The organism is Devosia sp. UYZn731 (assembly GCF_040546795.1).
In the GTDB taxonomy this organism is placed as follows: Bacteria; Pseudomonadota; Alphaproteobacteria; order Rhizobiales; family Devosiaceae; genus Devosia.
In genome coordinates this window covers 1-22,218 of record NZ_JBEPOL010000011.1, presented here as the reverse complement: position 1 = coordinate 22,218, position 22,218 = coordinate 1, and the positions used below count along the sequence as shown (strand labels likewise).

18 protein-coding genes are annotated in these 22,218 nt (G+C 63.3%); 14 read left to right on the top strand and 4 right to left on the bottom strand.

Annotated features, from left to right (window positions below; all coding sequences use genetic code 11):
- Positions 1 to 3: 3 nt before the first annotated feature.
- The 5 genes from ABIB57_RS23105 to ABIB57_RS23085 all read left to right on the top strand — a co-directional run bounded on the left by ABIB57_RS23105 (position 4) and on the right by ABIB57_RS23085 (position 9,016).
- Complete coding sequence (locus ABIB57_RS23105) at positions 4 to 606, top strand: urea amidolyase associated protein UAAP2 (RefSeq protein WP_354043607.1); 603 nt, start codon at positions 4 to 6, stop codon at positions 604 to 606.
- A gap of 176 nt (positions 607 to 782) precedes the next feature.
- Positions 783 to 4,316 (top strand): urea carboxylase, encoded by a 3,534-nt coding sequence (uca, locus tag ABIB57_RS23100; RefSeq protein WP_354043606.1) that lies wholly within the window; start codon positions 783 to 785, stop codon positions 4,314 to 4,316.
- Position 4,317: 1 nt separating this feature from the next.
- Positions 4,318 to 6,120, top strand: coding sequence for an allophanate hydrolase (gene atzF / locus ABIB57_RS23095; protein ID WP_354043605.1), 1,803 nt, complete (start codon positions 4,318 to 4,320; stop codon positions 6,118 to 6,120).
- A 243-nt stretch (positions 6,121 to 6,363) separates the two neighbouring features.
- Positions 6,364 to 7,269 (top strand): S1C family serine protease, encoded by a 906-nt coding sequence (locus ABIB57_RS23090; RefSeq protein WP_354043604.1) that lies wholly within the window; start codon positions 6,364 to 6,366, stop codon positions 7,267 to 7,269.
- A gap of 124 nt (positions 7,270 to 7,393) precedes the next feature.
- Positions 7,394 to 9,016 (top strand): ABC-F family ATP-binding cassette domain-containing protein, encoded by a 1,623-nt coding sequence (locus ABIB57_RS23085; RefSeq protein WP_354043603.1) that lies wholly within the window; start codon positions 7,394 to 7,396, stop codon positions 9,014 to 9,016.
- A 2-nt stretch (positions 9,017 to 9,018) separates the two neighbouring features.
- Here the strand turns inward: ABIB57_RS23085 and ABIB57_RS23080 are convergent, their stop codons facing one another.
- Together ABIB57_RS23080 and ABIB57_RS23075 are read right to left on the bottom strand one after the other, a co-directional pair.
- The gene (locus tag ABIB57_RS23080) at positions 9,019 to 9,777 is read right to left on the bottom strand and encodes an SDR family NAD(P)-dependent oxidoreductase (RefSeq protein WP_354043602.1); all 759 of its coding nucleotides are present in this window, start codon (positions 9,775 to 9,777) and stop codon (positions 9,019 to 9,021) included.
- Positions 9,778 to 9,779: 2 nt separating this feature from the next.
- The gene (locus ABIB57_RS23075) at positions 9,780 to 10,277 is read right to left on the bottom strand and encodes a 2,4'-dihydroxyacetophenone dioxygenase family protein (protein WP_354043601.1); all 498 of its coding nucleotides are present in this window, start codon (positions 10,275 to 10,277) and stop codon (positions 9,780 to 9,782) included.
- A gap of 282 nt (positions 10,278 to 10,559) precedes the next feature.
- Here ABIB57_RS23075 and ABIB57_RS23070 point away from each other — a divergent pair, with 282 nt between their 5' ends.
- The 9 genes from ABIB57_RS23070 to ABIB57_RS23030 all read left to right on the top strand — a co-directional run bounded on the left by ABIB57_RS23070 (position 10,560) and on the right by ABIB57_RS23030 (position 19,693).
- Complete coding sequence (locus ABIB57_RS23070) at positions 10,560 to 10,994, top strand: curlin (RefSeq protein WP_354043600.1); 435 nt, start codon at positions 10,560 to 10,562, stop codon at positions 10,992 to 10,994.
- A gap of 86 nt (positions 10,995 to 11,080) precedes the next feature.
- Positions 11,081 to 11,476 carry a curli-like amyloid fiber formation chaperone CsgH gene (gene csgH, locus ABIB57_RS23065; RefSeq protein WP_354043599.1) on the top strand — a complete coding sequence of 132 codons (396 nt, stop codon included), beginning with the start codon at positions 11,081 to 11,083 and terminating at the stop codon, positions 11,474 to 11,476.
- 189 nt (positions 11,477 to 11,665) lie between these two features.
- Complete coding sequence (locus tag ABIB57_RS23060; RefSeq protein WP_354043598.1) at positions 11,666 to 12,082, top strand: curlin; 417 nt, start codon at positions 11,666 to 11,668, stop codon at positions 12,080 to 12,082.
- Positions 12,083 to 12,425: 343 nt separating this feature from the next.
- The gene (locus ABIB57_RS23055) at positions 12,426 to 14,030 is read left to right on the top strand and encodes a peptide ABC transporter substrate-binding protein (protein WP_354043597.1); all 1,605 of its coding nucleotides are present in this window, start codon (positions 12,426 to 12,428) and stop codon (positions 14,028 to 14,030) included.
- 67 nt (positions 14,031 to 14,097) lie between these two features.
- Positions 14,098 to 15,864, top strand: a complete 1,767-nt coding sequence (locus ABIB57_RS23050; protein WP_354043596.1) for an ABC transporter ATP-binding protein — start codon at positions 14,098 to 14,100, stop codon at positions 15,862 to 15,864.
- Positions 15,861 to 16,790, top strand: a complete 930-nt coding sequence (locus ABIB57_RS23045; RefSeq protein ID WP_354043595.1) for an ABC transporter permease — start codon at positions 15,861 to 15,863, stop codon at positions 16,788 to 16,790. The genes ABIB57_RS23050 and ABIB57_RS23045 overlap by 4 nt, the downstream gene beginning before the upstream one ends.
- Entirely contained in the window at positions 16,787 to 17,686 is a 900-nt protein-coding gene (locus ABIB57_RS23040; RefSeq protein ID WP_354043594.1) for an ABC transporter permease, read from the top strand. Before ABIB57_RS23045 ends, ABIB57_RS23040 begins: the two co-directional genes overlap by 4 nt.
- 1 nt (position 17,687) lies before the next feature.
- Positions 17,688 to 18,884 carry an aminotransferase class V-fold PLP-dependent enzyme gene (locus ABIB57_RS23035; RefSeq protein ID WP_354043593.1) on the top strand — a complete coding sequence of 399 codons (1,197 nt, stop codon included), beginning with the start codon at positions 17,688 to 17,690 and terminating at the stop codon, positions 18,882 to 18,884.
- A 77-nt stretch (positions 18,885 to 18,961) separates the two neighbouring features.
- On the top strand, positions 18,962 to 19,693 hold the full coding sequence (locus tag ABIB57_RS23030; protein WP_354043592.1) for a FadR/GntR family transcriptional regulator: 732 nt from the start codon (positions 18,962 to 18,964) through the stop codon (positions 19,691 to 19,693).
- A 47-nt stretch (positions 19,694 to 19,740) separates the two neighbouring features.
- Here ABIB57_RS23030 and ABIB57_RS23025 read toward each other — a convergent pair whose 3' ends face one another.
- Both ABIB57_RS23025 and ABIB57_RS23020 read right to left on the bottom strand, forming a co-directional pair.
- Positions 19,741 to 21,171: a gamma-aminobutyraldehyde dehydrogenase gene (locus ABIB57_RS23025; protein ID WP_354043677.1), complete on the bottom strand. Its 1,431-nt coding sequence runs from the start codon at positions 21,169 to 21,171 to the stop codon at positions 19,741 to 19,743.
- A gap of 12 nt (positions 21,172 to 21,183) precedes the next feature.
- Positions 21,184 to 21,993 carry an ABC transporter permease gene (locus ABIB57_RS23020; RefSeq protein WP_354043591.1) on the bottom strand — a complete coding sequence of 270 codons (810 nt, stop codon included), beginning with the start codon at positions 21,991 to 21,993 and terminating at the stop codon, positions 21,184 to 21,186.
- Positions 21,994 to 22,218: the final 225 nt, after the last annotated feature.

Sequence of the window (22,218 nt, the reverse complement as noted above, 5' to 3'; positions counted from 1 at the left end):
GACATGGATCATCTCGTCCCAGCCGAAAAGCCGTGGTCCGGCATCGTCCGCAAGGGCCAAACCATCCGTATTATCGACAGCGAAGGCCAGCAGGCCGTCGATACGCTGTTCTACAAGGCCGATGATTTTTCCGAGCGCTATAGCGGCCAGGACACGCTTCGTATCCAAGGCAATGCCTATGTGGGCATCGGCACCCGCATCATGTCCAACGAGGGCAATGTGATGCTGACGGTGACTGCCGACAGCTGCGGCCGTCACGACACCTCCGCCGGCGCCTGCTCGTGCGAAAGCAACACCGTGCGCTTCGGCCACGACACCAAATACCTGCACGCCTGCCGCGACAACTTCGTGCTCGAAGTCACCAAGCACGGCATGTCCAAGCGCGATATCGTCCCCAACATCAACTTCTTCATGAACGTGCCGATCCAGCCGTCCGGCCAGATGACCATCGTCGACGGCCTCTCCCGCCCCGGCGACCATGTCGAACTCATCGCCGAAATGGACGTCCTCTGCGTCATCTCCAACTGCCCCCAGGTCAACAATCCCTGCAACGGGTTTAATCCGACCCCGATCCGCGTCGTGATCTCGGGTGGGCCGAATGAATAATTTAGCACGGGCACTGCAAGGCCCCCTCACCCGGATCGCTTCGCGATCCGACCTCTCCCCCCAGGGAGAGGTGAAGAGCGCCACCCCCGTCGCGCGGCGACACCTCTCCCTTTGGGGGAGAGGTCGGCCCGCAGGGCCGGGTGAGGGGGCCTTTCTAGCGGGCTCGGAGAACAACCATGTTCTCTAAAGTCCTCATCGCTAACCGCGGCGAGATCGCGGTCCGCATCATCAAGACCCTCCGCCGCATGGGCATTGCCAGCGTCGCCGTCTATTCCGACGCCGACCGCTTCACCAAGGCCGTGTCCCTCGCCGATGAAGCCGTCCGCCTCGGCCCTGCCCCGGCCACCGAGAGCTACCTGAACATCGGCGCCGTCATCGCCGCCTGCCGCGCCACCGGCGCCGAAGCGGTCCATCCCGGCTACGGCTTCCTCAGCGAAAACATCGGTTTTGCGGAGCGTCTCGCCGCCGAGGGCATTGCCTTCATCGGGCCGACCCCAGCCAATATCAAAGCCTTCGGCCTCAAGCACACTGCGCGCGAACTGGCCAAATCCAGCGGCGTGCCTCTCCTGCCCGGCACCGACCTGCTCGCCAGCGCCGAGGAAGCCCTCCTCGCCGCCGAAACCGTCGGCTATCCGGTCATGCTCAAATCCACCGCCGGCGGCGGCGGCATTGGCATGCAGCTTTGCGCCGATGCCGCAGCCCTCGCCGCCGCCTTTGCCAGCGTGCAGCGCACCGCCACGGCCAGCTTTGGCGACGCCCGCGTCTATATCGAGCGCTTCGTCTCCGACGCCCGCCATGTCGAAGTGCAAATCTTCGGCGACGGCAAGGGCAAGGTCATCGCGCTGGGCGAACGCGACTGCTCGCTCCAGCGCCGCAACCAGAAAGTGGTCGAGGAAACTCCGGCCCCCGGCCTCTCCGACGCGGTGCGCACGCGCCTCCACAAGGCCGCCACCGATCTCGGCTCGGCGGTGCAGTACGCCTCAGCCGGAACCGTCGAATTTATCTACGATCCCATCCGCGAGGATTTCTATTTCCTCGAGGTGAACACTCGCCTCCAGGTCGAGCATCCCGTTACCGAGGCCGTCTTCAACATCGACCTCGTCGAATGGATGATCCGTCAGGCGGCCGGCGAAGACGTCATCGGCAGCGCCGGCTCCTTGATCCCGCATGGCGCCGCCATCGAAGTCCGCGTCTACGCCGAAATCCCGCACGCCAATTTCCAGCCCAGCGCCGGCCTTCTGACCGAAGTCAAATTCCCCGATCACGCCCGCGTCGATACCTGGATCGAGACCGGCACCGAGGTTACGCCGTTCTACGACCCGATGCTGGCCAAGGTCATCGTTGCCGGGATCGATCGCCCGACCGCTATCGCCAACCTGCGCGCCGTGCTCAAGCAGACCTCAATCACCGGCATCGAGACCAACCTGGCCTATTTGCGCGCCATTGCCGCCTCCGACTTGCTCGCCAGCGGCCAGGTCGCCACCACGGCGCTCAAGGATTTCGCCTTTATCCCCGCTGTCGTCGAAATCCTCACCCCCGGCGCGCAATCGAGCCTGCAAGAACTCCCCGGCCGCCTCGGCCTGTGGCATGTCGGCGTCCCCCCCAGCGGCCCGATGGACGAACGCAGCTTCCGCCACGCCAACCGCCTCGTCGGCAACAATGACCTCACCGCCGCCCTTGAACTCACCATGGCCGGCCCAACCCTCAAGTTCCACGCCGACGTTGTCATCGCCCTCGCCGGCGCGACCATGCCGATGAAGCTCGATGGCATCGCCATAGCCCATGACGCGGCCATTGCCATCACGGCTGGCCAAATCCTCTCCATCGGCACCATCGACGGACCTGGCCAGCGCAGTTACCTCGCCGTCGCTGGTGGCTTCGCCGCGCCGGTCGTGCTTGGTTCACGCGCCACGTTCGGGCTCGGTCAATTCGGTGGCCACGCCACCGGCGTCGTGAAAGCCGGCCAAGTGCTGCATCTCGCCCGGCAAGCCCAACAAGAAATCCAGCATGCTGGTTCGCCGCCCTCCCTCACGCGCCATTGGGAGGTGGGTGTTCTCTATGGCCCGCATGGTGCTCCCGACTTCTTCCAGCAGGGCGATATCGAGACGCTGTTCACCACCGATTACGAGGTGCACTTCAACAGCGCCCGCACCGGCGTTCGCCTCATTGGACCCGCGCCGAAGTGGGCGCGCACCGATGGCGGCGAAGCCGGATTGCATCCGTCCAACCTGCACGACAATGCCTATGCCGTTGGCGCCATTGACTTTACCGGGGACATGCCGATCATCCTTGGGCCTGACGGCCCCAGCCTCGGCGGCTTCGTTTGCCCTGCCGTGATCGCCCGTGACGAGCAGTGGAAGATGGGTCAGTTCAAGCCCGGTGACACCATCCGCTTCCACCCCCTCGCCCGCGCAGGCGACCCCATCGCCGGTCCCGCCATCCGCCGCCCGTCCGATCTGGGCTCCCCCATCGTCGGCCAGTCCGATTCCGGCCCCGTCCCAGTCGTCTATCGCCGCCAGGGCGACGACAATCTGCTGGTCGAATATGGTTCGATGTCGCTCGATATCGCCCTGCGCCTGCGGGTTCACCTGTTGCTGGAAGCGGTGAAAAGCTCGCGTTTACAAGGCATTATCGACCTCACGCCAGGCATTCGCTCGCTGCAAATCCACTACGATGGCACCACCCTGACGCGCACCCGATTGCTGGGCCTGCTCGCCGAAATCGAGGCCACCCTGCCGCCTGCCGAAGCGGTGACGGTCCCCAGCCGCATCGTCCACCTCCCGCTGTCGTGGAACGATCCCGACGCCAAAGTGGCGATGCTGAAATACCAGGAGCTGGTCCGCCCCAACGCGCCCTGGGCGCCGGACAACATCGAATTCATTCGGCGCATCAATGGCATAGAGAGCATCGAGGCGGTCAAGCGCATCGTCTTCGACGCCAGCTATCTGGTGCTGGGCCTCGGCGATGTCTACCTCGGCGCCCCGGTCGCCACCCCGATGGACCCGCGCCACCGCCTCGTCACCACCAAGTACAACCCGGCCCGCACCTGGACCCCGGAAAACGCCGTCGGCATCGGCGGCGCCTATATGTGCATCTACGGCATGGAGGGTCCGGGTGGCTATCAATTGGTCGGCCGCACCATCCAGGTCTGGAACACCTGGCGCTCGACGCCGGAGTTCACGCCGGGCAAGCCGTGGCTGTTGAACTTCTTCGACCAGATCCGATTTTTTCCTATTGATCATCAGGAGCTTACCGAGGCCCGCGCGGCGTTTCCTCATGGCACCTATCCGATCAAGATCGAGGAAACGCAGTTCTCCTACGGCGATTACGCAAGCGAACTGGCGGCCAATGCCAAGTCGATCACGGCGTTCAAAACCGGCCAGCAGGCCGCCTTCGATGCCGAGCGGCAGCGCTGGAAGGAGCAAGGCCTCGACAGCTTCATCGCCGACGATATCGGCAATGACGTGCAGGCCGGCGAAGTCCCCGCCGGCTGCTTTGGCGTTGCCAGCAGCGTGCCGGGCAATATCTGGAAAATCCTCGTCGAAGACGGCGCACCGGTCGCCGCCGGGGACGCCATCGCCATCATCGAATCCATGAAAATGGAAATCACCGTTACCGCCCATGCCGCCGGAAAAGTGCGCGATATCCGCGCCTTACCCGGCCGCAATGTCAAAACCGGCGATGTCATCGTCGTGCTGGAGGAGCTCTAACATGCTGCCAATCATTCTCGATCTCGCCAGCCTCAGGGCGCTCTATGCTGCCGGCACGGTCACGCCGCTCGACGTCATCGAGGCGGTCATCGAGCGCCGCGCGGGCTGGCCCGACAAAGCAGTGTTCATCACGCCGACCAGCGATGAGGATTTGCGCATTGCGGCTCGCGCACTGATGGAGAAATCGCCGGAGCCGAACAGCCTGCCGCTCTGGGGCATCCCTTTCGCGGTCAAGGATAATATCGATGTCGCCGGCCTGGCGACGACCGCCGCCTGCCCGGCTTTCGAGTATCGGCCTGCGGCCGATGCGACCGTCATCGCGCGGCTACGGGCGGCTGGCGCGATCGTCATCGGCAAGACCAATCTCGATCAGTTCGCTACCGGCCTCAACGGTACGCGCTCGCCCTATGGCGCACCCCGCTCGGTGTTCGATGCGGCCTATGTTTCGGGCGGTTCCAGTTCCGGATCGAGCGTCACAGTGGCTGCGGGCTTCGCCACCTTCGCGCTGGGCACTGACACCGCCGGGTCTGGCCGCGTCCCGGCGGCATTCCAAAATCTAGTGGGCATCAAGCCGACGCCGGGCCTGTTGTCCAATACCGGCACGGTATCGGCCTGCAAAAGCGTCGATTGCATCACCATTTTCGCCGCGACAGTTGGCGACGGTGTTGCCGTGCGCAACATCGCCGAAGGCTTCGATGCCTCCGATCCGTTCTCTCGCCGTCCTAACTGGGCTGAACTGCCTAGAGCACTCCGCGTCGGCGTGCTCGAAGGGGCCGAGCGCGAGTTCTTTGGCAATGCCGAGGTCGAAAAACTCTATGACGCAGCAATCGAGAACGCCCGTTCGCTCGGGGCCACCATCGTGCCGTTCGACTACGCACCGTTCCGCGAAGCCGCGGCGCTACTCTATGACGGCCCATGGGTAGCGGAGCGGTTGGCGGCGGTGGGAGATTTTATCGCCACCAATGCGGCAGATTTCGACCCGACGGTGCGGGGCATCATCGAGGGCGCCAAGGGCAGGACGGCAGTCGAAGCTTTCAACGGCAAGTACAAGCTGGAACAGCTGCGCCGCAAGACCGAGGCGACCTGGGCCAAGGCCGATGTGCTGCTGCTGCCGACCTCGCCAACCACTTACACGGTCGAGGAGATGCTGGCCGACCCGGTGCGCAAGAACAGCCACTTCGGGCGCTATACCAATTTCGTCAACCTGCTCGATTGCGCCGCCATCGCCATCCCTGCCGGATTTGACAGCAATGACCACCTGCCAGCCGGCGTGACGCTGATCGCGCCCGCCTTCACCGATGACGCGCTGGCCCCGTTCGCCGACGCACTGCACCGCCTCGCGGCCCGTGGCATGGGCCGCGATAAGGCGGCGGTGCTGCCGGAAGGGAGCAAAGTGCCCGCCGCGCCAAGCACCTTGATCCCTGTCGTCGTGGTCGGTGCGCACCTGACCGGCATGCCGCTGAACAAGGAACTCACCGGCCCCGGCGGCCGATTGATCAAGAGCTGCCGCACCACGGGTGACTATCGGCTCTATGCCCTGCCCGGCACGGTGCCGCCCAAGCCGGGCATGATCCGCGAGCCCGGCTTTGCGAGCCATGGGCTGGCAGTCGAAGTGTGGGAATTGCCGCCTGCGGCCTTTGGCCAATTCGTTGCCCGCATTCCTGCGCCACTGGGCGTCGGCAAGATCGCGCTGGACGATGGCAGCAGCATCTCCGGCTTCTTGTGTGAGCCCTATGCCTTGGTGGGCGCCGAAGAAGTCACCCATCATGGCGGTTGGCGCGCCTATATCGCCTCACGTGCCTGAGTAAAGGAGATGAAAATGCTTATCTGGTTCAAAAAATACCGGACCTTGATCGTGCAGGGTTTGATCGCGCGCGCCAAGGCGATCGGGCCGCGCTGATCGTGTCCCCTCCGATGGAGGACGAGATATGCGGAGCGCCTGATTGAGCGCTCGGGGCTTGTGGTTTGCCATCGGGTTTCATACCTGAATGGGGTATGGCGAGCGGCCCCCTCTGGCCCCGCCTCCCCCTTTTGGCAGGACAAGATCATGATTATCGATCCCAAGCTGCAGTCCATCGTGGCCGTGCGCGCAACCATTCCCGATGATGCCTTCACGGCGGGAGGCCTTGGCACCTTGCGGGAGGGCAGTGGCGTCGTCATCAGCGACACGGGACTTGTGCTGACCATCGGCTACCTCATTGCCGAGGCCGAGGAAGTCTGGCTGACCACCCATGACGAGCGCGTCGTTCCGGCCCACGTGATGGCCTATGACCAGGAAACTGGTTTCGGCCTGTTGCAGGCACTGGGCCAGCTCAACCTGCCGGCGCTTGAGCTGGGCAGTTCGGCTGATGCGGCGCTGGGCGACGCTGTTGCCTTCACCGATGGCACCGGCAATTCGGTTCAGTCCAAAATCGTGGCCAAGCAGGAGTTTGCCGGCTACTGGGAATATCTGCTGGACGAGGCCATCTTCATCGCACCGGCGCATCCCTCCTGGGGTGGGGCGGCACTGGTGGGCGCCGATGGCAAGCTATTGGGCATCGGGTCGCTGCGGGTGCAGATGGTTCACAACGGCGCGGTCACCGACATCAACATGATCGTGCCGATCGATCTGTTGCCGCCCATCCTGGGCGACATGCTGGCCAAGGGCCAGGTCAGCACGCCGCCGCGCCCGTGGCTCGGGGTGTTCTCGGCCGAAAGCAATGGCGACGTGGTGGTGATGAGCGTTGCCGAGAATGGGCCGGCGGAAAAAGCCGGCCTGCGGCGGGGCGATGTGATCTCCGACATTCGCGACGGCGAGATCGACAGCCTGGCGGATTTCTATCGTAAGGTCTGGAGCAGCGGTCCGGCCGGCGCTGAAGTGCCGATGCGGATCGTGCGCGATGGCCGCGATTCCTGGCTGCGCATCAAGTCGGCCGATCGCAACAGCTTCCTGCGCAAGCCGCAATTGCAGTAGTGCGGGCATAGCTGCGCCGCGTTGCCGGCGCTTGCGCCGGGGCGCTGCGAGTGCTTTACGGACACCATGTTCATGGCCGCCTCCCGATCAGGGGGCGGCCATCTCTCTCGTCAGGTTTGAAATCATGATCCGCCTCGAAAGCATCGGCAAGCAGAACGGCAAGCAGATCGTCTTCATCGACGCTTCGGCTGCCTTGCAGAAGGGCGAGAAGATCGGTCTCGTCGGCCCCAATGGCGCCGGCAAGACCACGTTGTTCCGGATGATTACGGGCGAAGAGCAGCCCGACGAGGGCCAGGTCTCGGTCGATCGCGGCGTCACCATCGGCTATTTCAGCCAGGACGTGGGCGAAATGGCTGGCCGCAGCGTCGTCGCCGAAGTGATGGACGGCGCCGGGCCGGTCAGTGCGCTGATCGTCGAGATGCGCGCGCTCGAGACCGACATGGGCGATCCCGACAAGGCCGACGACATGGACGCCATAATCGAGCGCTATGGCGAGGTGCAGCATCAGTTTGAGGAGCTGGACGGCTATTCGCTGGATGGTCGCGCCCGCGAAGTGCTGGACGGGCTGGGCTTTTCGCAGGAGATGATGGACGGCGATGTCGGCGCGCTGTCAGGCGGCTGGAAGATGCGCGTGGCCCTGGCCCGCATCCTCCTGATGCGGCCCGATGCGCTGCTGCTTGATGAGCCGAGCAACCATCTGGATCTGGAAAGCCTGATCTGGCTGGAGGATTTCCTGCAGAATTACGGCGGCGCGCTGTTCATGACCTCGCATGACCGCGAATTCATGAACCGCATCTGCACCAAGATCATCGAGATCGATGCCGGTTCGCTGACCACCTATTCGGGCAATTACGAATTTTACCAGCAGCAGCGCGCCATTTCGGAAAAGAACCAGCAGGCGCAGTTCGAGCGGCAGCAGGCCATGCTGGCAAAGGAGCTGGATTTCATCGCCCGCTTCAAGGCCCGCGCCAGCCATGCCGCGCAGGTGCAGAGCCGGGTCAAGAAGCTCGACAAGATCGACAAGGTCGAGCCCCCCAAGCGGCGGCAGGTCGTGGAGTTCGAGTTCCGCACGCCGCCGCGTTCGGGCGAAGACGTGGCGCTGCTCAAGGGCGTCAGCAAGAGCTATGGCAGCCGCACCATTTATGACGACCTCAATTTCCACGTTCGCCGTCGCGAGCGCTGGTGCATTATGGGTGTCAATGGCGCCGGCAAGTCGACGCTGCTCAAGCTGGTGACCGGCACGGCCGATCCCGATACGGGCTCGGTGACGCGCGGGCCCAGCGTCAAGATGGGCTATTTTGCGCAGCACGCCATGGACGTTCTGGATGGTGACCGCACCGTGTTCGAGCAGTTGCAGGACAGCTTTCCGGCCTCGGGCCAAGCGCCGCTGCGGGCGCTGGCGGGATGTTTCGGCTTTACGGGCGACGATATCGACAAGAAATGCCGGGTGCTGTCAGGCGGCGAAAAGGCTCGGCTGGTGATGGCGATCATGTTGTTCGATCCGCCGAACTTCCTGGTGCTGGACGAGCCCACCAACCATCTGGATATCGCCACCAAGGAAATGCTGATCGAGGCGCTGTCGCAGTTCGAGGGCACCATGCTGTTCGTCAGCCATGACCGTCATTTCCTCGCGGCGCTGTCCAATCGCGTGCTGGAACTGACGCCAGAGGGCATCCACACCTATGGCGGCGGCTATACCGAATATGTGCAGAGCACAGGCCAGGAAGCCCCGGGCTTGCGGAGCTAGTCTCAGGTGATCGAATAGCCTCCATCGACGACCAGGGTGGAGCCAGTGACGAAGGCGGCGACGGGGGAGCAGAGGTATAGCACAGCGTTGGCGATATCTTCCGGGCTGCCCCAGCGCCGGAGCGGCGTGCGCGCCAGGATCGGGTCCGAGCGGGCGGGATCGTCGCGCAGGGCCTGGGTCAGCGGGGTGGCGATCCAGCCGGGCGCCACGGCGTTGACCCGAATGGCATCGGGCGCATAGGCGATGGCCAGCGATTTGGTGAGCTGCGAAATGCCGCCCTTGCTGGCGGAATAGGCGGGGACCAGGCCGCCGCCGAAGATCGATAGCATCGAGGCCAGGTTGACGATGGCGCCACTGCCCGATTGGGCCAGCAGCGGCCGGGCCGCCGCGCAGCAGCGCATGGTGCCGTTGAGGTTGATGTCCACCACCTGTTCGAACACGGCCGGGTCCAGTTCGTCGCCGCGCCGGATGATGCCCGCGCAGTTGATGAGGATATCGAGCGCTGGCAGTCCGGCAATCAAGCCGTTCACCGCGGCGCCATCACGCACATCGAGCAGCTTGAGGCTGGCTTTGGCGAAATCGGCGTCACCTGCCAGGGCATCGGCTTCGCTCTGCGCGACGCCGGCCGACGTGACCTTGGCTCCCGCCCGCAGGAAAGCGCGCGACACGGCCGCGCCGATGCCGGAGGTTCCGCCGGTGACCAGCACGCTCTTGCCGCCGTACCAACCGGACGCCCATTGATAATCCAGGCTATCGGCCATGGTCAGCGCACGAACTGGTCGACATAGCCGCCGCCCAGCCCCACTTTTTCATAGTGGGCGCGGCACATATCGATCTTGGTGAATACATCCTCGTAGCCGACATGCTTGTTGTTCTCGTCGAGATAAACCATCGAGCCGGTGATGTTGAAGAAGGTAATCATCTCCGCGCAATCTTCGGGCACCATCAGCGTGTGCACCTCGCCGGGCGGCTCGAACACGTAGGAGCCGGTTTCGGCGACCCAGGTGTGTTCCTTGTAGAACCAACGGCCCTTGATGACATAGCCATGCACCGGATTGGGATGCAGGTGGCGCGACAGCACACCGGCGCGGCGCACCCGAAGCAGATTGCACCATTGCCCCGCCAGCGTATTGAGCATGAGCGGGCGAAACCACACGCCCTCCGCCTGCGGCACCCAGACGCGCTCGTCCTCGGGCATGGCCGGCACGGCGATTTCGCTGGGCGCCAGGGGGTGGGCCGATCCGGCCATATTCTGGTACATGCAGCGTCTCCTGTTTCCGGCTAACGCATTGGGGCGTCGCGCCGAGTAGTATTTGCGCAGATCGCCGCCGTGCGAAAGGCGGTAGCGGACGAATTCGTCCGGTTCAGTGTGCTTGCGTACCAAAAGGCACTGCGACGGGCGGTCCCCGGCCCTCGCTAAAAATAATGATTGTGTGAACGGATTCTGAACTCCGGGTTCAGTCCTGGTTCCTTTGGGCGGGCCTAGTCTCAGGTCATCGAAACAGCGGCGCCACACGGGCCGCACCCCAACAGGAGAGACAAAATGAGCCGCACCTTCCTTATTTCCGCCGCCGTCGCCGCTGTCCTCGCCTTCGCCGTAGCACCGACCATGGCCAATGACGTCTTCATCGATCAGGCCGGCTGGGGCAACACCGCAGGCGGCGGTCAGATCGGCACCGGCAACATCATCGGTGTCCACCAGAACGGCATCTGGAACCAGGCCATCGGCCAGCAGCATGGCAACGGCAACGTTGGCGCCATCGGCCAGGACGGCTTCAACAACTACGGCGAAACCAATCAGGTCGGCGACAACAACGCTGCCGGCGTTGGCCAGTTCGGCTCCAACCACACCGCCATCCTGACCCAGGACGGCAATGGCAACGTCGCCGCCGGTGTCCAGGTCGGTAACAACTGCGCCGCCAACGTCGCCCAGCACGGTTCGGGCAATGTCGCAGCCTTCGTTCAGGCCTGCCCCTGATCCGGCCTCCACTTGAAATTTTTGGGGCCGGGAGGACACAGCGCCTCCCGGCCTCAGTCACATCAACCCGAACACAGGAGACTCAGATGAGCATTTTCGATTCCCGCCTTCGCATTATCGCCGTCCCGATCCTGCTTGGTCTCGGGCTTGTCGGCGTCGCTGCCAGCAGCGGCCAGGCCAAAAGCCAGGACCCCACGGTCTGCGGCATCAATGCCACCAGCAATGGCGGCATGATCGCGTTGCAGGCCGCCTTCACCTCCGACGTCGCCGTCAACGGCAGCTATCAGTTCCAAGTGGTCAGCTCCGGCCCCGGCGGTAATTCCAATATCAGCCAGGGCGGCGCCTTCGCCGCGCCCGCCAACGAGACGGTCACACTGGGCCAGGTTTCGATCAATGACGGCGCGACCTACAAGGTGATGTTCAAGGTCACCGCCGATGGCATGGATATGGACTGCTCCCAGACGATGCCCAGCCGCACCTGAATAGTGATCTCAACGCCACGATGGGCTCCGGGCAACCGGGGCCCTTTTTGCTTGCCGTGGGCCGGGCCAAATCCGTGAACGAAATCTGAATGCCTTGCTCCAGATCGGTTCAGTCCAGGGGTGCCAATGTGTGGTCATCGGCTGGAACACCAGCATCAACGCTAACGCCAAGCACCCAGGAGAGACATTATGACCAAGACCTTCAAAACTGCCATCGTCGCCGTCCTCGCCCTCACCATGGGCGCTTTCAGCCTTGCCGCCCCGGCCATGGCCAACGGGCAGGTTTCCGTCAGCTACACCCCCACCGATCCGGACGAAGCCCAGGCGCTCGGCACGGGCCTGCAACTGTTCTCGATCTTTAACGGCATGAATGCCCATGGCGCCAATGTCAGCCAGAACGGCAATGGCAATTCGGCGGGCGGCCAGCAGAACGGCTCGGGCAATGGCGGCGTCATCTATCAGGAAGGCAATGGCCACACCGGCACCATTCACCAGAACGGCAACAACAACAATTGCGGCCTGTTCCAGTTCGGCGAAAATACCGATGCCGAATGCGTCCAGAATGGCGACAACGGCTCCAGCGTCACCGGCGTGTTCGGCTTCTGATCCAGCCACCACCGCGAAATTTCCAAACGGCGTCCTCCGGGGCGCCGTTTTGCTTTACCCCGATCATGCATTTGGAGAAGGGCATTGCGCTCCGCAGCTCGGACAACAGTCGCGGTCCTCCTGCGATCCGGCTTCTGCTCATTCCTTGACCTTCTCGAACTTAGGCACATTCATTGTGCAGAGATCGCCGTGAGGCGCTTGCTAAGCCCATCCATATTTGTCAGACATATGTCATCTGACACACTTCGGTGCCTGTTGGGGAACGCAGCCGGCGGCAAACTATCGCCGCCGGACGGTGCGAGGGGACGCAAATGGATTGGCTCTGCAACAAGGAGGGAGCTGAATGAACGCACTGCTCAAAATAGCGGGGGCGCTGGCGCTGGCGGTCGGCTTGGCCGTACCGGCGCTGGCCCAAACGACGCTGGTCGCGCCGGGCCAGAACACGTCCGGCACCTATATGGACTACATGAAGACGGTCTATGCGCGGGCAACCTATGCCGAAGTGCTGCAGATCCCGCTGACCAGCTTCGACAAGGATTTCACGTTGACCGCCCTCGGGGCCGAAAGCTGGGACCAGTCCGAGGACGGGCTGACCTGGACGTTTCACCTGCGTCCGGGTCTGGTGTGGAGCGATGGCGAAAAGCTGACGGCGGAAGACTACGTCTTCGCGCTGCGACGCGCCGCCACCACTGGCTATGATTTCAACTGGTATTGGGATTTTGCCGGCGGCATCAAGAACTGGAAAGACGTCACCGAAGGCAAGGCCGACGTCTCGACCCTTGGCCTCAAGGTCGTCGACGACCTGACTATCGAAGTCACCACCGCCGCGCCAAAACCCTATCTGCCGAGCGTGGTGAGCCTGTGGTACCCGGTGCCCAAGCACCAGTTCGACAAGTATGGCGATGACTGGGCGACCAATATCGACACCGTGATCTCGTCAGGCCCCTATCTGCTCGACAGCTGGGAAAAGTCGAACAACTCGGTCGTGCTGGTCAAGAACCCAACGTATACGGGCCCGTGGCAGTCGCAGCTCGATCGCATCGAAATCGATCCGACGCTGGGCGCTCCTGAAGTCGGCCTGCCGGCCTTCCTCGCCGGCGACGCCGATTATTCGTTCCTCAATACCGGCCAGGTGCCGGTGGCGACTCAGCGCTATCCGGACGGCATCCGCAAGAATGCGGTGTTTGCGGTCTCTTACATCTCGTTCGACCTGAACTCGGCGCCGTTCAATGACGTGAACGTCCGCAAGGCGTTCTATTACGCCGTCAACCGTGACGAGCTGACCTCGACCGTCCTCAAGGACATCGCTATCCCGGCCGGCTCGATCCTCGCGCCCGGCTATCCTGGCTACAACGCCGAGATCGCTGCCGAAGCCAAGTTCGATCCTGCCAAGGCCAAGCAGTTCATGGCCGATGCCGGCTTCCCGGACGGCAAGGGTTTCCCCGAAATCGAGATTTGGTATCGCGACGAGGGTGGCTATAACGGCGCAATCGTGCCGCCAATGGCCCAGTATCTGCAGGCGCAGTTCAAGGACATCCTGGGCATCACCATGAACATCAAGGTGCTGCCGACCAAGGACTGGATGGACGGTCTGCTGAACAAGAAGAACAATATCTTCATCGCGCCTTACGAATACGACTATCTCGATCCGTCCAACTTCTTCGGCATTTTCTATAATGGCGGCCGTCATGACCACCATGTGCCGGCCTATGACAAGCTGGTCGCCGAGGCCGACAGCAACCCCGTTTGGGAAGAGCGCCTCAAGCTCTATGCCCAGGCCGAACAGGTGCTGATCGACAATGCCTCGATCGTGCCGCTGGTGCATCCGATCACCATCGCGGTGCTGTCCGACCAGCTCGGCGGCGATGCCTCCACGCCCAACAAGCAGGGCTTCACCCCGCTCGACCGCCTGGCCCACTACTTCTTTACCCACCTGACCAAGAAGTAGTCGACCCACAAAAGCGCTTCCCGGATCCTCCCCGGGAAGCGCGCCTTGTTCCATTCGGATTTGATTTATGAAGCTTGTCGAAATCAACGGACTGACCGTCAGTTTCAGCCAGTATGGCGGGGACGTCGCTGCGGTCCGAGGCGTCAGCTTCCACCTGAACGAGGGCGAAAGCCTGGGCATTGTGGGCGAATCCGGATCCGGCAAATCGGTGACCTGCATGGCGCTACTGCGCCTGCTCGGCGCCAATGCCAAAATCGGCGCCAAATCGATGGTACTCGACGGCGTCAACGTGCTCGATGCCGATGCGGAAGGACTGGCGCAGTTGCGTGGCCGCTCCGCCGCGATGATTTTCCAGGACCCGATGACGGCGTTCGATCCGGTCTTCACCATCGGCCACCAGATTGTCGAGACTATCCGCGCCCATCGCAAAACTGCCAAGCGCGCGGCATGGGCCGAGGCCGAGCAACTCCTGCTCCGCGTTGAAATCAAGAACGCCAAGGATGTGCTGAACTATTATCCGCACCAGCTTTCCGGCGGCATGCTGCAGCGCGCGATGATCGCCATGGCGCTGTCGTGCCAGCCAAAGGTGCTGATCGCCGACGAGCCGACCACCGCGCTCGACGTGACCATCCAGGCGCAGATTCTGCAGTTAATCAAGAAGGTGCAGGCCGAGTTCGGCATGGCGCTGATCATGATTACCCATGACCTTGGCGTGATCGCCGAAACGGTCGATCGCGTGCTGGTCATGTATGGCGGCGAGGTGATGGAAGAAGGCCTGGTGCAGGACATTTTCGATGCGCCCCAGCACGCTTACACCAAGACGCTGCTGGCGAGTCTTAAGGCTGGCGCCACCAAGCCGGATGACGCTACCAAAGCCGACGAAACGGCCGTGCCGGCGCTGGAACTGCGCGGGCTCTCCAAGACCTACCGCGTCCACCAGGGTCAGGGCTTCTCGCGCAAATATGCCGATTTCCGCGCCGTGCGCACCGTCGATCTGGTGCTGCCGCGCAACAAGATCGTCGGGCTGGTCGGCGAGTCCGGGTCCGGCAAAACCACCACCGGCATGATGGCGCTGCGGCTGACCGAGCCCAGCGGCGGTCAAATCCTGGTCGATGGCAGCGATATCTCGACGCTGGAGCCGATAGCACTGAAAAGCTTCCGCCGCCGCATGCAGGTCATATTCCAGGACAGTTATTCGGCGCTCGATCCGATGATGACGCTGGCCCAGATCGTCGCCGAGCCGCTGCATATCCATGGCATCACCCCCGGCAAACAGCAGACAGAAACCGCGTTGGACTGGCTGGAGAAGGTCGGGCTCGACCGCAATTTCGGCCAGCGCTATCCCCATGAACTCTCGGGCGGCCAGCGGCAGCGCGTCGCCATCGCCCGAGCGCTCATTCTTGGCCCCTCCGTGCTCATCGCCGATGAGCCGACCTCGGCGCTAGACGTCACCGTAAAGTCTCAAATCATCGGCCTGCTCAAGCAATTGCAACGCGAGATGGGCCTGTCGATGCTGTTCATCAGCCATGACCTCGGCACGGTGCGCACGCTGACCGACACCGTCGTGGTGATGTATCGTGGCCGCGTCGTGGAACAGGCGCCGACCGCACAGATTTTCGAGAATCCGCAGCACCCCTATACGCGGGCCCTGCTCGATGCGATCCCGGCCAGCAATCCGCGCGACAAGCGGCTGCGCACGTTCCTGTCGGCAGCGGAAATCGAAGCGGCGACGCCGCGCTACACGGTGATCCAGACCGGGATGGCGCCCAATGCCGAGCCGCAACTGGTGAGCATCGCACCCAATCATCTCGTCGAAGCGGTGGTGACCACATGACCCTGTTCATCCTGCGCCGGCTGGTGTCGATCGCCGTGACCTTCATCGTGGTCTCGATCATCATCTTCATGATGATGCACGCCATTCCCGGCGGCCCCTTCGATGGCAACGACATGCCACTGTCCGACGCCGTGCGCGCCAAGCTGATGGCCCGGCTGGGCCTCGATCAGCCGCTGCATGTGCAATACCTGAATTACATGTGGGGCGTGCTGCACTTCGATTTCGGCGTGCCCTACCAAAGCCCCGGCGATACCATTATCGGCCTGTTGTCGCGCGCCTGGGTGCCGAGCCTGGTGCTGGGCGGCGCCGGCGTTTTGATCGGGGCGCCGCTGGGCGTCTTGCTGGGCATGGCGGCGGCACTGAACCGCAATACCTGGATCGACTATCTCGCTTCGACCTTTGCGACGCTGGGCCTGACCATCCCGGTCTTCGTCATCTCGCTGATGCTGATCCTCGTTTTCGCGGTCTGGCTCAACTGGTTGCCCGCGAGCGGCTGGGGCAAGCCCGAGCGCTGGATTCTGCCCATCATCGCCTATGCGGCGATCCCCTTGGCGACCTATGCGCGCTACACCCGCTCGGCCATGCTCGATACGCTCAACCGGCCTTTTGTCACCGTATTGCGGGCCAAGGGGCTCAGCGAGCGCCGGATCATCTTCCAGCACGTGCTGCGCAATTCGGCGATCCCGCTGGTGACCGTGTTCCTGCCCATGTTCATCGGCACCGCCACCGGCTCGATTTTTGTCGAGGCGATGTTCCGCGTGCCGGGGCTCGGCGCCTACTTCGTGTCCAGCATCGAAAAGCGCGATTATCCGCTGGAAATGGCGCTGATGCTGATGATCACGATGATGTACTGCCTGGCCTATCTGTTCTCCGACATCGTCTATGCGCTGCTTAATCCTCGCATCCGCGCAGGAGGCAAGCCATGAGCGCCGAGACACTGATCCCCGCGGCGGTGATTGCGCCACAGTACCGGCAGCGCAGCCCGCTGTATTTTGCTTGGCGGCGCTTTACCGGCAACAAGGCCGCGCTGGTGGCGGGCGCGGTGGTGCTGCTGCTGATCCTGATGGCGATCTTCGCGCCACTGATCACCCCGATTGGCCCGGAAGCGCAGGCTTACCTGCCACAAGCTTTGGCGTTCCCGTCGGCAGAGCACTGGTTCGGCGTCGACGATCTGGGCCGCGATTTTTACACCCGCATCGTCTATGGCGCGCGGGTGTCGCTGACCATCGGCTTTTCCGCCGCCGCGTTCAGCGTGGTGATCGGCATTCCGCTGGGGGCGCTGGCCGGCTATTACGGCGGCAGGGTCGACTGGTTCATCATGCGCATCATCGAATTGTTCTCGGTAGTGCCACCGCTACTGGCCGCCATGCTGCTGGCGACGCTGACGCATGGCGGGTTCTTCACCATCGTGCTGATCGCCGCGCTGTTCGGCTGGGTCAATGTATGCCTGCTGGTTCGGGCGCAGGTTAAGGCGTTCCGGGAAAAAGAGTTTGTGCGCGCGGCGCAGGCGCTGGGGGCATCGCCCTGGTATATCATTCGGCGGCATCTGATCCCCAATTCGATCTCGCCGATCATTGTGGGTTTCGTGCTGGCGATCCCGCTTGCGATGATGCTGGAAGCCAGCCTGAGCTTCCTCGGGATTGGCGTGCCACCGCCAACGCCGAGCTGGGGGCAAATGATCAGCATCGGCCTCAATTTCATGTTCTTTTACTGGCACATGGCGGTCTTCCCGACCGCCGCGCTGGCCATCACCGTACTCGCGACCACGCTGTTCGGCGATGGGCTGCGCGATGCCCTCGATCCCACCCTGAAAGGGCGCTGAATTGTCCGAAAATCTTGCCCGGCAGTTCCTCATTCGCGAGGACGTCGTCTTTCTCAATCATGGCTCGTTCGGGGCCTGCCCGCGCCCCGTCTTCGCCGCCTATCAGAACTGGCAGCTCGAACTGGAGGGCCAGCCCGTCGAATTTTTGGGCCGCAAGCTGACCGAGAACATGCGCGGACCGCGCGTCGCCTTGGCGGAAGAACTGGGCACCAGCTCGGACAATATCGTCGGGCTGACCAATGCCACGCTGGGGCTGAACATCGTCGCTCAATCGCTGGACCTGAAGCCCGGCGACCAGATTCTGACCACCGACCATGAATATTCGGCGCTGGAGAAGACCTGGGCCTATGTGTGCCGCAAGACCGGCGCCGAGGTCGTAGTGGTGAAAATTCCGCTGCCGCTAACCGACCCGGCACAGTTCACCGATACCATCATCGCCGGCATGACCGAGCGCACCAAGGTGCTGTTCCTCAGCCACATCACCTCGCCGACGGCTTTGCTGTTTCCCATCGAAGCCGCCATCGTGGAGGCCCGCAGGCGCGGCATCTGGAGCGTAATAGACGGTGCCCATACCCCCGGCCATATCAAGCTGAACCTCGACGCCATCGGCGCCGATTTCTATGCCGGCAATTGCCACAAGTGGATGATGGCGCCCAAGGGCTCGGCCTTCCTCCATGCCCGACCCGAACTGCAAGGCCTGCTCAATCCGCTGGTGATTTCCCACGGCTGGACTGCAGACTCAAAGCAGCCAGGCGCAAAAGGCGCGTTCGGCAATTCGCCATTCATCGACGAAATCGAAATGCAGGGCACGCGCGACCCGGCCGCCTGGCTGGCTGTCAGCGCGGCGCTGGACTATCGGCGCGAAAACGACTGGTGGGGCGTGGCGGCCCATTGCCAGGCGCTGGCTCAGGACACGGCGCGACGCCTGGCCGAGATCACGCGCTTGCCGGCTCTGAGCAGCCCAGAATTTTCCGCCCCGCAAATGGTCGCCATGCCGATCCCGGAATGCGATGTGGAGTGGCTCAAGATCGCCTTGCTGGAGCAGTACAGCATCGAAATCCCGGTGTTCCGCTGGCAGGATCGCTGCATCGCGCGCGTATCGGTGCAGGGCTATAATTCCAAGGGACAGATGGACCTGCTGATCGAGGCGCTCACCGATCTGCTGGACCTCAACAAGAGCGCCGCCCGCACGGCCTAGTGCCTTGCTGACAGGACGCCGAAACTGTGATGAATGTGCCGCCATCGGCTTCCGCCGATCAGAGGAGATTCGAGCCGGTGACCCAGGGTGGAGCGCTCAGCTATCTCGTGCCGCTGGAAACCCGTACGCGTGGCGTCGCGGTGCTGGATGCGCTCGCTGCAATGATCGAAAGCGCGGGCCTGACCATCGGCGACCGCCTGCCGCCCGAAGTATCGCTCGCCGCGACGCTCGGCGTCGGCCGCTCGACTATGCGCGAGGCGCTCAATCGCTGGGAAGGCCTCGGCATCATCAAGCGCCGTCAAGGCGACGGCACTTATCTCACCGCCCGGGTGCAAACCTCGCGCGGGCTGGTGCCCACTATGGTGCGGCTGGAGGGCGAGGCTCTGCTGCGCCTGATGGAAGTGCGCCGCACGCTGGAAAACGACGTGGTGCGCAAGGCCGCGATTGCGGCGAACCCGAGCCAACGGGCCGAAATCGGCCGGCTGTGCACAGTGCTTTTGACCGAGGTCGATGCTGGCCGTCCCTGGCGCAAGGCCGACCACGCCTTCCACGGCGCGATTTACGATGCGTCGGGCAATCCGATGTATGGTCAGATTTTGGCCAATCTCGACCATGCCCTGGAACGTGGCGGCGACTCCCCGTTCGGGGCCGATGCGTTCGGACTGGAGTCGTTCCCGATCCACCGCACGCTCGCCGATGCCATCGTGGCGGAGGATGTGGAGGCGTCCGTCGCCGCGATCAATGCGATCCTCGATACGGTCGAGAATGAAATCCAGGCGATTGTCGCGGGCGGGCTTGCGGCGATTTAGACACGAAGCCCCTTCCTTCACCTCTCCCTTCGGGGGAGAGGTGAAGATCACCCTCCGTGATTGATCATCACATGCCGCACCACGGTATAATCCTCCAGCGCGTAACCCGACAAATCCTTGCCATAGCCGGACTGTTTCAGCCCGCCATGAGGCATTTCGTTGACCAGCATGAAGTGAGTATTGATCCAGGTGCAGCCGTAGCGCAGCCGCGCGGCGGTCGCCATCGCCTTGTTGACGTCGCGGGTCCACACTGACGAAGCCAGGCCATAATCGCTGTCATTGGCCCAGGTCACGGCGTCCTCCGGCTCCTTGAAACGCGTGATGGAAATCACCGGGCCGAACACCTCACGACGCACGATTTCGTCCGATTGCAGCGCGCCCGCAACGACTGTGGGCTGGAAGAAGAAGCCCTTGTCCCCGATGGCTTTGCCGCCGGTGGTGATTTCGATATTGGGCAATTCGGCGGCGCGATTGACGAAGCTGGCGACCCGATCACGCTGACGGCCGGAGATCAGCGGGCCGATTTCGTTCTTGGTGTCGTCGGGATCGTTCAGCGTGATGGTGGAGACCGCCGAGGTCAGATCGGCGACGAGCTTGTCGTAAATCTTGTCGCCGGCATAGACGCGGCAGGCGGCGGTGCAGTCCTGCCCGGCATTGTAGAAGCCGAAGGCGCGCAGGCCCGAAACGACGCTTTCGAGGTCCACATCGTCATAAACGATGACCGGGGCCTTGCCGCCGAGTTCGAGATGGGTGCGCTTGACCGATTTGGCCGCCGCCTCGATGACCTTCTTGCCGGTGCCGATATCGCCGGTAATCGAGATCATGTTGATCTTGGGGTGGTTGATCAGCGCATTGCCGACGGTGGCCCCGCGCCCCAGCACCACATTGACCACGCCTTCGGGCAAGATATCGGCCAGCAATTTTGCGAACTTCAGCGCACTGAGCGGGGTCTGTTCGGAGGGCTTGAACACCACGGTATTGCCGCCAGCCAGCGCGGGCGCCAGCTTCCAGGCCATCATCATCAGCGGATAATTCCACGGCGCGATGGAGCCGACAATGCCGACCGGATCGCGGCGGATCATCGAGGTGTGGCCAGGCAGGTATTCGCCCGCCACCGCGCCATGCATGTTGCGGACGGCGCCGGCAAAGAAGCGGTAGCAATCGACGATGGCGGGGATTTCGTCATTGATCACGGCATTGATCGGCTTGCCGCAATTGAGCGCTTCGAGGCTGGCGAAGCCGAGCGCATCGCGCTCGACAGCGTCAGCGATTTTGAGCAGGTAATTGGAGCGCTGACCCGGCGTGGTGCGCGACCAGGCGGTGAAGGCTCTTTCAGCAGCGTTGACGGCGGCATCGATCTGGCCGAGCGAGGCCTCGGGCAAGAGCAGGATATCCTCGCCGGTCTTGGGATTGAGGATGTGTTCCTCGGTCTCGGTGCCCGCCACGAAGGACGCGCCGATCAGCATATTGGTATCCAGGATAGCCTCCTCTTATTTGCCGCTGCCGGCGATCTGGTCGCCGTCGCGGGTCAGATAGAATGCCAGGAGCATGGGCAAAGTGGTGACCAGCACCACCACCATGGCGACGACGTTGGTCACGGGACGCTGGCGCGGGCGGATCAGCTCTTCGAGCATCCACAGCGGCAGCGTCTGTTGCTGGCCGGCGGTGAAGGTGGTGACGATGACCTCGTCGAAACTGAGCGCAAAGGCCAGCATGCCTCCCGCGAGCAAGGCCGTGCCGATATTGGGCAGGATGACGTGGCGAAAAGTCTGGAAGCCGTCGGCGCCGAGGTCCATCGAGGCTTCGATCAGCGAGCCCGAGGTTCGGCGGAAGCGGGCGACGGCGTTGTTGTAGACCACGACGACGCAGAACGTGGCGTGGCCGAGTACGATGGTCCAGAACGAAAACGGGATATCGGCGATGGAGAAAGCCGAGCGCAAGGCCATGCCGGTGATGATGCCGGGCAGCGCAATGGGCAGGATGACCAGCAGCGAGATCGTTTCGCGGCCGAAGAACTGGGTTTGCGAGACGGCGGCGGCGCAGAGCGTGCCGAGGATGAGCGCGATCAGGGTCGAGACGAGGCCGACCTGGATGGACAGGGTCATGGCGCTCCACAGGTCGGTGCGGCCCCAGGCGACGGCGAACCATTTCAGCGTCAGCCCCGGCGGCGGCCAGGCGAAGCTGCGCTCCTCGGTGGTGAAGGCATAGATGAAGATGATGAGGAGCGGCACCAGCAGGAACGCGAGACCCGCCGCAGACGCGATCTTGAGCCCCCATGGCGCGCGAATGTCAGCGGACATTACGGGCCTCCTTCACCTCTCCCTGGGGGGAGAGGTCGGCCGCCTTCGGCCGGGTGAGGGGGCCTTCGCTGGGCGCGGTGGTTGGGGAAGGGGGGGGGGGGGGGGGGGGGGGGGGGGGGCCCGCCCCCCCCCCCCCCCCGGCGGGGGGGGGGCGCGCGCAAACCAAGACCCGAAAACAGGCCCACCCCCCACCCCCAAACACAAACACAACCCCCACACCCAACA